The sequence below is a fragment of the Microbulbifer maximicatervae (SeqCode) genome (assembly GCF_056231245.1).
Genome location: NZ_CP174334.1, coordinates 2,091,488 through 2,103,912 on the forward strand (window position 1 = coordinate 2,091,488; position 12,425 = coordinate 2,103,912).

At 46.8% G+C, this 12,425-nt stretch carries 10 protein-coding genes; 7 read left to right on the plus strand and 3 right to left on the minus strand.

Annotated elements, in window-relative coordinates:
• Positions 1-13 precede the first annotated feature (13 nt).
• The 4 genes from ACJJIS_RS09045 to ACJJIS_RS09060 all read left to right on the plus strand — a co-directional run bounded on the left by ACJJIS_RS09045 (position 14) and on the right by ACJJIS_RS09060 (position 6,043).
• Positions 14-706, plus strand: a complete 693-nt coding sequence (locus tag ACJJIS_RS09045) for a TetR/AcrR family transcriptional regulator (RefSeq protein WP_444905407.1) — start codon at positions 14-16, stop codon at positions 704-706.
• Positions 696-2,057, plus strand: a complete 1,362-nt coding sequence (locus ACJJIS_RS09050; protein ID WP_444897128.1) for an efflux RND transporter periplasmic adaptor subunit — start codon at positions 696-698, stop codon at positions 2,055-2,057. The genes ACJJIS_RS09045 and ACJJIS_RS09050 overlap by 11 nt, the downstream gene beginning before the upstream one ends.
• A complete protein-coding gene (locus tag ACJJIS_RS09055; RefSeq protein WP_475710059.1) occupies positions 2,054-5,191 on the plus strand; it encodes an efflux RND transporter permease subunit in 3,138 nt (1,045 codons plus the stop codon). The genes ACJJIS_RS09050 and ACJJIS_RS09055 overlap by 4 nt, the downstream gene beginning before the upstream one ends.
• A 603-nt stretch (positions 5,192-5,794) precedes the next feature.
• Positions 5,795-6,043, plus strand: coding sequence for a DUF3224 domain-containing protein (locus ACJJIS_RS09060; protein ID WP_475710060.1), 249 nt, complete (start codon positions 5,795-5,797; stop codon positions 6,041-6,043).
• On the opposite strand, the gene ACJJIS_RS09065 is transcribed toward ACJJIS_RS09060, so the two are convergent.
• Positions 6,018-7,156 (minus strand): IS3 family transposase gene (locus ACJJIS_RS09065; RefSeq protein ID WP_475708187.1). Its coding sequence is split into 2 segments (ribosomal slippage): positions 6,018-6,907 and positions 6,907-7,156, totalling 1,140 coding nucleotides; the frame shifts between segments, so codons are not numbered across the junction. The two genes, ACJJIS_RS09060 and ACJJIS_RS09065, sit on opposite strands and share 26 nt — an antisense overlap.
• Here ACJJIS_RS09065 and ACJJIS_RS09070 point away from each other — a divergent pair.
• A complete protein-coding gene (locus ACJJIS_RS09070) occupies positions 7,138-7,422 on the plus strand; it encodes a DUF3224 domain-containing protein (protein ID WP_475710061.1) in 285 nt (94 codons plus the stop codon). The two genes, ACJJIS_RS09065 and ACJJIS_RS09070, sit on opposite strands and share 19 nt — an antisense overlap.
• Before the next feature lie 287 nt (positions 7,423-7,709).
• Here ACJJIS_RS09070 and ACJJIS_RS09075 read toward each other — a convergent pair whose 3' ends face one another.
• Positions 7,710-9,827, minus strand: a complete 2,118-nt coding sequence (locus tag ACJJIS_RS09075; RefSeq protein ID WP_444905403.1) for a TonB-dependent siderophore receptor — start codon at positions 9,825-9,827, stop codon at positions 7,710-7,712.
• A gap of 222 nt (positions 9,828-10,049) precedes the next feature.
• Between ACJJIS_RS09075 and ACJJIS_RS09080 the strand changes: the two genes are divergently transcribed.
• The gene (locus ACJJIS_RS09080; RefSeq protein ID WP_475710062.1) at positions 10,050-10,514 is read left to right on the plus strand and encodes a GNAT family N-acetyltransferase; all 465 of its coding nucleotides are present in this window, start codon (positions 10,050-10,052) and stop codon (positions 10,512-10,514) included.
• Between the two features lie 74 nt (positions 10,515-10,588).
• On the plus strand, positions 10,589-11,143 hold the full coding sequence (locus tag ACJJIS_RS09085) for an RNA 2'-phosphotransferase (protein WP_444905401.1): 555 nt from the start codon (positions 10,589-10,591) through the stop codon (positions 11,141-11,143).
• 167 nt (positions 11,144-11,310) lie between these two features.
• Here the strand turns inward: ACJJIS_RS09085 and ACJJIS_RS09090 are convergent, their stop codons facing one another.
• Positions 11,311-11,565, minus strand: a complete 255-nt coding sequence (locus ACJJIS_RS09090) for a DUF1330 domain-containing protein (protein ID WP_444933074.1) — start codon at positions 11,563-11,565, stop codon at positions 11,311-11,313.
• Between the last annotated feature and the right edge of the window lie 860 nt (positions 11,566-12,425).

Here is a 12,425-nt window from a genome sequence, read left to right on the forward strand (position 1 = left end):
AGGATAAATGCCTGTGACTGACAATCCATCCACTCGAGGCCGCGGGCGCCCAAAAGATCCTGAGCGTGAATCCCAGGTGCGTGAGGCACTTATGCACTCAGCCTACTCTCTACTTCGGAATAAGGCCTTCCGTGATATTTCGATTCGGGAGATTGCTCAGGGAGCAGGGGTGAATTCTGCGATGATCAGTTACCACTTTGGCGGTAAGGAGGGGCTAATTATCGAGGTGGTTCGGAGCCAAATCATGCAGTATGGCCCCGCGTTTGTTAGTGCAGGGCTGGATGGAGGGGAGCCCTCTTTAGAGTTGCTGAAAGAAGCAATGAGTCGAATGATACGCCTATACATCAAGGAGCCCTGGATTCCGCGCCTGATTGCTGATGAAGTGGCTTCCAAATCTGGTCGAATGCGCGAACTCTTTGTTGACAGGTTAGCCTCACAACTGGTGCCAAAGCTGCGCGGGTTGCTGGGAATTCTCCAATCCAGCGGCCAGTTGCGAGAGGACCTGGATATTGACCTGATGCCAGTCTCTTTTATCAGTCTGATTGCCTTTCCCTTCATCGCTGGCGACCCCTTGAAGGAAGGGTTCGGTTTTGCTCTGGGGGAGGAAAACCGGGAGAGATGGATTAACCATACCGTTCAACTCTTACTCCGTGGCGTTTCCAATAAATCTGTGACCAAAGGCGAGGAAGTCGGCAATGGAAATTAAGACTCATATGAAAGCGCTGATGAATCGCCGGCTGGCATTACCAGCTTTGATAGCGGCGGGGGTGTTTATATCTATGGCATTGGTCGTCACTAAAGGTGAGCCTAAACACGATGCTATTGAGGCTCCTATAACGGTGGTAGACGCAATTAAAGTGCAGGAGTTACCGCTGCGAGCTCAAGCCATTGCATATGGTGAGGTGAAACCCAGTACTTTCCTGGAAGCCAATGCAGAAGTCAGTGGTAGGGTGGTGTATACAGCTCCGGAATTGGAGCGGGGAAATATTATCTCTGCCGGTACACTGGTGTTGAAGATCGATGATACCAGCTACCAGCTTGCCCTGGCGCAGGCTGAAAGTGACTTGGCTGCAAATCGCGCTAATTTGCAAGAGCTGGATGTGGAAGAAGCTAATAGTAAACGCTCTTTGGGCATCGCCGAGCGCACTCTCAAATTGGGTGAGAAAGAACTCGCTCGCAAACAAAAGTTAGTTGCTAAGGGAACCGTCTCCCGCTCGACCGTAGATACTGAAGAACAAAATATGCTGCGCTTGCGCCAGGAAGTGCAGAACCAGAGCAGCCAGCTTTCCCTTTTCCCGACCCGCCGCAAAGTGATTGAAGCCCAGATAGCTCGCTCAGAAGCTCAGGTACGAGACAGTAAATACAATCTGGAGCGCACCCAGGTGATCCTGCCATTTAATGCTCGTATTGGCGAAGTTCATGTTGAAGAAAACCAATATGTTGCTGGCAATGCCCGTTTATTTGATGCAAGCGGCCTTGCACAAGTAGAAATTGCAGCAGAGCTTCCTATGGTTCATGTGGCTCCACTTTTGCGCAATTTAAGGCCTGACATAGATTCCAATCCGACTCCTGATGATCTACCCAAGATGCTATTGGGGCTGGAAGCTCGGATCACCCTGGTGGGTGGCCCGGGGAATAGTGAGTGGCAGGGGAGGGTAGTGCGCTTGGGTGGAACCCTGGATAGCACCAGTCGAACACTCTCCGTTGTTGTAGCTGTGGATGACCCCTATGGCAAAGCGGTGACCGGTGAAAAACCACCGCTATTTCGCGGTATGTATGCCCGTGTAGAGTTATTGGCTCCCGCCGCACCAGCACTCGCTATACCCCGCCGCGCCCTCCATGAAGGCAAGGTCTATCTGGTACAAAATGGTCAACTAAGAGTGCGCCCTGTACAGATTGACTACCACCAAGGCGACACCACTGTGATCCGCGAGGGATTGAATCCCGGTGAGCAGGTTATTGTGACTGATGTAATTCCTGCGATTAATGGAATGGCAGTTTCCGTCGTCAGTGATGAGCAATCCGTTGCGGCGAGTGCTAGAGGTACCCAGCAGTGATACGTTATTTTGCCGGTCACCCAACGGCGGCCAATTTATTGATGGTTGCGCTGATGCTAAGCGGGCTTTTTGTTCTGCCCAGCATGAAGCGTGAAACGATGCCGGAAATCGATAAGTTTGAGGTTCAGGTTTCGGTACCTTATGCCGGCGCTGCGGCAGCCGAAGTGGAAGATAGTATTTGTCTTCCCTTGGAGGAGGCCACCGATGGAATCAGCTTTATTGATGAGCGATTGTGTGAGGCAAAAGATAATCTGGGCCTGATGACCCTCAAGATGCAAGAAGCGGGTGATATGGACCAGTTTGTTGCTGATGTGGAGTCCGCAGTAGACAGTATCGATTCGCTTCCTGCAGAAAGCGAGCGCCCGGTGATCGAAGAACTGGGCCGCACTCAGGGGGTGGTTAGTATTGCTATCAGTGCTGACCTTCCTTTGCCCCAATTAAACCAGCTGGCGGAGCACTACCGCCGCGAATTACTCCGCGATCCCGCTATTCCTATTGTGCGCATTTCCGGTTTTTCTGACCACCAGCTTCAGATTGAAGTTTCAGATTATAACTTGCGCCAGTACGGACTCAGCGTGATGGACCTGGCCAATATTATTGACCAGCAAGCGATCGACATGCCCGCCGGCAAGGTATCCACGCCGGATCGAGAATACCAGGTGCGTTTTACCGAAGAGCGCCGCACGGTTGCAGAATTGGAAAACCTGGTGGTGATTAAAGGTGGTGATGGAGCGGAAGTTCGACTTGGGGATATTGCAAAAATTTACGATGACTTTGAGCTGGCTGAAGACAAAATTACTTTTGACGGCCATCGTGCAGCGCTTCTCAATGTCGAGAAGAATAGTGTGGATGATAGCTTGCGTGTGCTTGAAGCCGTACGCGACTTTGTCGACCGTGAAAATGAAAATCTGCCTGAGGGTATGCAACTCACGCTAACCCAAGACAGCGCCTCTATCGTTGCGGATCGCTTGCAGATGATTATGGCTAACGCCTGGCAGGGCCTGATTTTGGTAGCGCTGGCTCTCTATCTGTTTTTCAGTGGCCGCTATGTCTTTTGGGTGGTCATGGGCTTGCCGGTTTCATTCCTGGGTTCGTTTGCACTGATCACGGCCATGGGCGTGTCCATTAATATGATCAGTCTGGTAGGACTGCTGATTGCCATTGGTATCCTGATGGATGATGCCATTGTGTTATCGGAGAGTATTGCCAGTGAACACCGTGAGGGAAGGTCGCCGTTGGAAGCGGTTATCAATGGCACCAAGCGAGTGGCTCGTGGAGTACTGTCTTCATTCGCAACTACGGTAATGGTGTTTGGGGGGTTGATCTTTATTAAGGGGGATATGGGGCAGGTCCTCAAGGTGCTCCCCATTGTATTGATTTCTGTATTGCTCATTAGTCTGATCGAAGCTTTCCTGATTTTGCCGGCACACTTGCGGCATGCCCTTGAGCATAAAAGTCGCACCCCTGCCTGGAAGCAGGCTTTTGCCAAACGTTTTGATGGTTGGCGAGAAAATATGGGGCGCGCAGCGGATTGGGCTGTTAAATATCGCTATGCCTTTGTCGGGGGTGTATTTGGCTTGTTCCTAGTCACTATTAGTTTGATGACATCGGGGATCGTCAAGTTTCAGGGGTTTCCCACCTTGGAGGGCGATTTATTGCAAGCTCGGATCTTAATGCCTCAAGGCACTTCTTTGGTCGATATGGAGAAATTAGTCGATAAGCAGTTGAAGACGTTGGATCAAGTTGCCTCAGAGTTTTCTGAAAATGAAAGAGCACCTTTGGTAAACCATACGAGTGTCACTTTTGGAGTTAACGGAGATGCCTTTGAATCGGGGCCCCATGTGGCCACAATTAATGTCGATCTGCTTGCCGCTGAAGGCCGCAATACCAGCATGGATGAATTGCGCCATGCTTGGCGTGAGGCCGCCGGCGACACACCAGGGGCAATCGCTATTCTTTACAAAGAACCGGCCTTAGGCCCTGCCGGCCGTGCTATCCACTTGCGACTTGCCGGTTTGGAGTTGGATCAGCTAAAGGCAGCGTCCATTCGCTTGCAGAATTGGTTGCGTGGATACGACGGCGTAGTGAATGTGGTGGATGACTTGCGTCCCGGCAAGCCACAACTCACCGTCAAAATGCGTGAAGGCTCCTATGCCTCCGGCCTGGATGCCAGCAATGTCGCCAATCAGTTGCGAGCTGCTTACCAGGGGATGGAGATAGATGAAATTCAATATCGGGGGGAAACCTACGAGATTCAGGTTCGTATGGATGCAAATTCCCGCGGTGCACTGAGCCGTTTCGATGAATTAGTCATTATCCATCCAGCTACCAAGCAACGAGTTCCGCTGATTGCCGTTGCCGATATAGAAATGAATCGGGAGTATGCGCGAATTCAACGTATTGACGGCGAGCGGGTAGTGAGTGTGTTTGCTGATGTCTTCACTGAGAAAGCGAATGCTGGACAGGTACTAGGTGACACCCAGGAGAAGTTCCTGTCTGAGCTTACCCGTGAGTTCCCAGGATTGCGCGTTGATATGCAAGGGGAAATGAAAAATAGTGAGGTTACCGGTAAGTCCATTGGTCGGGCCCTGTTAATAGGTGCCATTGGTATCTACCTTCTCCTATCCATGCAATTCCGCAGCTATGTGGAGCCGTTGATTGTATTGGTGGCTATTCCTTTGGCGCTGATTGGTGTTATCTGGGGGCATCTGATCATGGGGCAGAATATGTCTATGCCAAGCATGATGGGTTTTGTCTCTCTCGCCGGAATTGTGGTCAATGACTCAATATTGTTAGTGGAGTTTGTGAAGCGGCGAGTGCGTGAAGGAATGGATGTGCATAGCGCGGCAAGTCAAGCCAGCCGCGATCGTTTCCGAGCCATCTTCCTTACCTCACTGACCACAGTTGCAGGCCTGTTGCCACTGTTATTTGAAACCAGTCTGCAGGCACAGGTGTTGGTGCCGCTTGTTACCAGTATTGTATTTGGTATCAGCAGTTCTACTATTCTGATCCTTTTGGTGCTACCGGCACTATACGGAATACTGGAGGACTTTGGGTTTACTGAACCTCAAGAAGATAGTGATGGCGAAGACGTATTAGTACCGGCGCCTATGGCAACTGCGCCAAGTAGTTGATCGTTTTATACGAAGGGAAGCTGGTTTCCTGGGATATACCTAGCTTATTACACCTAATAATGGTGCTAATAAGTTGGGCAGTCAGTGTTTTGGGCTAATCAATCCACAGATCTACGATCTATCGTTTTGCCAATACTAGTATAGAAAAAATAATAACTCATAGCCTCCAAAATAGTTTTGGGGGCATCGTCATTTCGGCTTTGCTTCACTGAACTCTTGTAATCCCGTTTTACCGATTTCTTTAATTTCTCTCTGTGTAGAATCGACAAGCGTATTTCCACCTGGTCCCAAATAATAATGAACTATCTTCTCGACGAGATTGGAAGTGCTAAAAGCCCATACTGCTTCGGTGGGTTCCAATATTTCTCGCTTATGTCTCTTAACCGCTTAATGGACATTAGTACTTTTGAGTGTTAATTGCGCACCTTCATAAACATCTCAACCCATAGTCATTCACTATGCCATCTTAGGTGTATAAATATACAGTTTTGTATATTAAAATGGAAAACCGATAAGTAGCACTTTAGACTCCCTTAGAGCCTAAGTTGTTACTGGTAAAGCCAGACACGTACTACTTCAATCTAAATTCGCAAAGGAGCAAATATGAAAATTTCAGGAAAGTTCGAGGTTACTGTAAAGCCGATGGATCCGTATGCGAAAGGTAGTGAAGGAAACAGCTTGGGGCGTATGTCAATTAATAAAGTCTTTTACGGTGATCTTTCAGGAGAAAGTCGAGGAGAAATGCTAAGTGCAATGACTCCTGTAAAAGGATCTGCGGGGTATGTAGCCATAGAGGTGTTGTGGTCAACTCCAACCGGACACTTCTTTAAGCACATTTCTCAAATTCGATAGGGGCTAGGTCTCCCAGTGTTGTATGTATTCTGCGTGAGTTGTAATAAGCAATATAGGCTCTTACATCTGCTACCGCATCCTCCCTTGTCGGATAAAGGTTTCCCGTTACCCACTCCCGCTTCAGGCTGCTGAAGAAACGTTCAGTCGGTGCGTTGTCCCAACAATTTCCCTTACGGCTCATTGAACACACCATCCCATGCTGACTCAATAACGTTTGGTAGGTATGGCTGGCATACTGACTGCCACGATCAGAGTGATGCAGGAGACCTTTTGGGGGCGAACGCAAATTGACAGCCATCATCAACGCACGAGTTACCAGGGCCGTTTCCATCTTGCGATCTAGATGCCAACCAATAATCCGGCGCGAATAGAGATCAATCACTACCGCCAAGTACAACCAGCCCTGCGAAGTCCAAATATATGTAATATCAGTCGTCCAAACTTGATTTTTAGCGCTCGGTGAGAACTCCCTATTCAGAAGGTTCTCTGCGACCGGCAGGTGATGTTTACTGTCTGTCGTCAGTGTAAATCGCTTCTTACGCTTTACTGCCAAGCCTAGCTTTTTCATGAGCTTGCGGACTCGATAGCGCCCGACTTCAAAGCCTTCTTTACGTAACAGCTTCATTAACCGACGACTTCCCAGGCTCTGTCTAGATTCTGCAAATAGGGCCTTCAAACGATGGCATAGTTGCCATGTTTGAGCATCTATTGAGCTATTACCACGGCAACACCAATCGTAATAACCAGTTTTACTTACTTGCATTACCCGGCAGAGCACCCTAACAGGAAAGCTGCCTTGCTGTTTTTCAATAAAGCTGTACTTTATTTCATTTCTTTCGCAAAGAAGGCGCTGGCCTTTTTTAGGATTTCTTTCTCCATCCGCAACTGCTTATTTTCACGTCGTAATCGCTCTAATTCTGCGCGCTCACCTACATCCAACCTCACACCGTCTTCTTCCTGCTTCAGTTCCTTTATCCAGCGTCGCAGGTTATTGGCTGTTGTTCCTACAACCTCTGCTGCTTTAGAAATTGAATACCCTTGCTCAGAGACTAGCGCTACGGCGTCTTTCTTAAATTCCGGCTTGAAATGCCGACGTGTACCTTTTGTTGTCATACTTCACCTCGCTTGGTAGTTTTACCATCTTAGCGAAGTGTCCGGAAGGATTAGACCACTACAAGCAAGTTGCCGGTACTCTAGGTGGTAAGCGAGGCACGTTTGTTTTACAGCACTTTGGGACCATGAAGAAGGGAGAGGACTTCCTTATTTTAGAGGTTGTGCCTGATTCTGGCACTGGAGAACTAGTGGGACTCTCTGGGAAAATGTCTATTCAGATGGATGGTGGAGTTCATTACTACGACCTTGAATACCAACTTGATTAATCGTAGTTTTTGCCTGTATAGCGTCAGGGAAAGATTGTTCGATCGAAATTTATACGGCCTGTGCTCGTCTTGATTGAAGGTGCTACCTCGGATTGAATATTTGCCAATAGAAATTCAATCTGGGGGATCAGTGTCGTTTTCATAATATCTAAGTTTAGAAGAGGGGCTGAACAGGTGGGTAAATCTGCGGGGATATATTGGTGAGTGTATCGTCAAAGAACTTCCTTCCTGTATAAAACAAGATGATATCGCCAGTGGAAATCCGCTGACGATAAATTACTAGGTTGCTAAAAGTCATAGGAAAGCTGGGCGATCAGCTCTCGTGGTTGGCCGGGAAAATGTCCTTGCCGCTCATTAAAACCGCTCACTGCATACGTTTTATTCAAAAGGTTGTTTACGTTAATACTCAGCTGAATATCATCCCAGCGAGTTGCCCAGCTGGCATCGAGTACAGTGTAGGCCTTTATTTTTTGATCATCGAAGCTTATTTGATCGCTCACATAGTCGGCACCAATGGCAAACGCTGAGTCCCAGATGCTGAGGTCATAGCGGGCCCACAAGCCTGCTTGGTGTTTGGGTGCATTTACGAACTGACCTGAGTCTGACACATTGCGTGAGTCACCCTCAGCGATATACGTATCGTTGTACGCATAATTAGCTGTTATGCTTAGCCTCTCAGTTATGTCACCGACTAAGGTGAACTCGCTTCCACCACTTTGAACCTGCCCGAGGTTGATAATTTCGGCTTCATTCGGGGTCTCATCGGCACTGATATAGGCGGGGTTACTTTGGGCCATATTTGCTTTTTTTATCTGATAGAAGGCTAGAGTGGTCAGGATACGCCCATCCAGCCATTCCTTCTTTACACCAACCTCCACTTGACTGCCAGTACTGGGTTCAAGCTCCTCAGCGCCGCCCTCAAAGTCGTCTGCGCTCACCGGATTAAAGCTCTGGGAGTAATTTGCATAGAGGGATAGTGTATCTACGGGCTTATAAGTGATGCCTGTACGGTAGCTTGCATCATTATCTTTGTAGCTATTGCCGCTTTCTTTTTCAGTTTCATCGAACTGATCAAGGCGCGCACCTAGCATCCAGAACCACTGATTGGTCAATTCCACAGTATCCTGGATATAAATGCTGGTACGGATGCTGGCCGTACCATCCTTATTCATATTGATAAGGTTGTAAGTTGACGGGTCAGTTATGCCGTAGTTGAGTTCGTAGATGTTGAGGTTTGTAACACCGTCTGCTCCAGGGCGCGCTCGCCAATAGTCATATTTTGTATCAACATCATGATAGTCACCACCAAGCAAAATCTGATGATTCATACCTGAAATGTCTGTGTCATACACAAAGTCCAAAGTAAGGCTCAGCTCTTCATTTGCCCGGTACTGATCGCGGTACTCACGGCGGATGGTTCCATCTTCAGCATTGGCCATTCCATCACCATTGATGTCTACCCAACCGCGTGATTCGTGATAAGCCTGCTCCCTTTCATTTTCCATGTAACGCAATGTTGCGTTAAAGTTCAGGCTATCTGTCACCTTATGCTTGACTTTAGTTCGAAGAACCAAGGCTTTTAGGTTTTGATAATCAGATTTTTCGTTGGTGTTGTAGGAGGGATCTACCAGGAATTTGCCGTCATCATTAACGGGTACGCCGCGCAAGCGGTTACCGCCTAGGTTTTGTTCTATGTGCTCGAAGGTGGTCGTCAGGTGAGTGTCTGCTGAGAGGTCAAATAGTAGTCCCCCGGCAAGTTCAATGTTCTCGCTGTTCGCATTATTGCGAAAGCTATCTTGAGATTCATAGAAGCCTCCTAAACGATAGGCGATATTTCCAATTACACCGCCTGTTAGCTCGACAGAAGCTCCTTTTAGCGATTCGCTTCCGGAGGTGACTGTTAATTCACGGCGCTCATCGAAGGTTGGCCTCTTGGAGGTGTAGTTAATCATCCCTCCGGGCTCACCGCCGCCATAGAGGGCGGAGGATGGCCCTTTTAGTACCTCGATGCGCGCTACATTTGATACTTGAGGAACACTAAACCCCGAATAGGGATCGCCGCGGACTCCATCGTAAAATATATTTTTATTGTCTCGAAATCCCCGAAATGTGACTCCGGAATAGCTGAATTCACTAACTCCTGCGATGGAACGGTACAAGTCAGTGATATCCCGGGCAGCCTGGTCTTCAATAAGCTGTTCACTTAGTACTTGAGCAGACATTGCAATATTCAATAAGTCTGCGTCAGTTTTAGTTCCAACTTGTGTATGAGAGTCCAGATAAAATTGTTGGGCTCTACCAATAACTTCAACTTCTTCTACCGTTTGAGTTACTTCCTGGGCAGACACCAACGCAGCAGGGGCTAGTGAGGCCCATACTGCCAAGTTGAGTTGTTGAGGGTACATATTGATAGCATTCCGTACAAATAGGGTCGATTATAATTGATAATGGCTGAAATTTTTGAGATGTAGTAATAATTGTGAGGCAGTCGCAGGAAGATAAAAAGCTATTGTGCTGATTGGAGAGTAGGTAGGAAGAGTTGATAGCTGAGAACCCTAGCTTTCAAAAGCATTGATTTTCATTGAAAGGGTGTCAGTAATAGGTTAGGGAATTGATGGTTTGTTCGAATGATTGAATTAAGAAACATTGAAAAGAATGATGAAGCACTACTGGTTGAGTACTTAAATGATGAGTCTGTGCTTAAGTATTTGTCATCGAGAATTCCTCACCCTTATACATTGGAAGATGCTGCTTGGTGGGTTGATAAAGGTTGTAAGAAGGAAGGGGTTGTAAAGGCAATAGAGTACAGAGGGGCCTTTTGCGGGATTATAAGTATGCGCGAGCAGCTGTTTGAGCATTCTCACTCCGGTGAGGTTGGATATTGGGTTGCGCGAGAATTTTGGGGGAGAGGAATTGCTACTATTGCTTTGACTCAGTTTACTCGTGAGATTTTTTCTTCACAAAATATTGTCAGGCTTTATGCCTCTGTCTTTTCCGGAAATGTCGGATCAATGAAGGTTTTACAGAAGGCGGGGTATAAGCATGAAGGGACTTTAAGCTGCTCAGTAAAAAAAAGGGGGTTTTTATTTTGATGAGTACATTTTCGCCAAGGTGAATGTCCCATCATAAAATTTCGAGTTATATTCTTAGTTGTGGAATATTAGAATTGAATAGAGATACTGAATTCAGTAGAGAGCTGAGCAGGATATCAAAATACTTCAGCTACCTGCTCAGGCATAAGCCTGAAGCCATCGGCTTGTTTATGGATGAGAATGGATGGGTGGCAGTTGATGAGTTGATTCAGAAAACTGTAGACTTTGAGCTAAACAGGGATTTGGTTTCTGTCGTTGTGGAAACCAATGATAAGCAGCGGTTTTCTATAAGTGATGATGGTCTTTCTATCAGAGCCAATCAGGGACATTCTGTAGATATTAATTTACATTTAAGCCCCCTTGAGCCACCAGGTGCGCTTCTCCATGGCACTGCAGAGCGTTTTGTTGAAGATATCCTCGCGCAAGGACTGAAGAAAATGCAAAGGCATCATGTTCACCTGTCAGAATCCGAGGCAGTTGCTCGATCTGTTGGGGCCAGGTATGGCAAGCCCGTACTGTTAAGGGTGGAGGCTAAATCCATGCATCGAGATGGTTTTGATTTTTATCGCTCTGCTAATAATGTGTGGCTGGTTGATCATGTGCCAGTCAAGTATATGAAGTTACTTTAAAGGTAGGGATTATCAGTATTGTTATATGGGTACTGTTAGTGGAGGGATACTCTAGAGTCAGCTTATTTATAAAGGAAGAGCCATTGATCAAGATACACCCCTTGAATGGATAGGCCTATTGGGGGTGAAGATCGCTTTATAAATTTTTATGCCATAATAAGGAATAATTATAATTTTTCTGTATACCAAATTTTTGGAGTTACAAGCACGCCAGCCTTTTTTCTAGATTCTTCAAGCTCACTACTATTGACAAACTTGATAGCATGCTCCTTCGAAGGAAACTCATGGATCACTGTTACATTGTGATGGTTGTCAATTTCTCGGTATACAGATGTAGCTGTAGCGCCCATTTGCTTCACTATAGGCATAAACTCTTCTAGCACTCTGTGCCATTCGTTGAAGTCCTTAACATTCGCGTGCATAAATAGATGTATCATATGGATACCAGTTGGTCAGTAGATGCTGCGTGTTATACAACCTTGTGAATAGTTATAGTAGTTAGCTATTCAGGGTCAAGTTTTAAAAAGGTTCCCAATAGTAGCCTTTGGGTCGCAAAGGAGATGTTTGGCGGGTAGTTGGGGGTCGGTTGTTATAATAGGCCTTTAAGGAGCCTCTGAATAACTCCGTGATACCTCTGGCATGCAGAGCGGTTCACAATCAAGGCGCGGCTTCGCAGGAATGTCTAGACCTTTCAAGAAGTTGCAACGCGGAGTGTGAATCGCTCTGCAAGCCCCGAAGGGCGGGCCTTGAAGGCCACAGCTGCTGCGTTGCAGCTCTTGCAAAGGGCTAGGCCATTCGCGGCGAGCTGCGCCTAACATCTGCAGCCTTCAAGACCCGCAGAGGCATTATGGAGTTATTCAGAGGCTCCTTAAATTTATTAATTGTATGGAGTCAGGGGATTTGACTTAAATAGTATAGTTAGTAAAGCGCTATCTTGTGAGTCAACCTTAGCCCCTTATTGCGCTGCCTACTTTCTAATTAAATCCACAGGAAAAGTACAAGCTCCGTATATTGCTATTTAATTCTGTGCGATGAGGTGAATTCAAATGGGTACGATTGTTTTGTTTTGGGTTTCTTATAAGGCTCCAGTCTAAAAATAGTAATTTTAACTTATTGATTAGCTTTTCTGAGTAAGTGTATCTTTCTATTTGTTCCTGCCCATTAATGAAAATAGATAGTTTGGCGGTGATTTTCGCAATGTGGCGTGTATCTACTGTGTTGAAATTTTCTGGTATCGGTAGATAGTGATACCAAGATTTGATTTTTAGTGCATATTGAAATT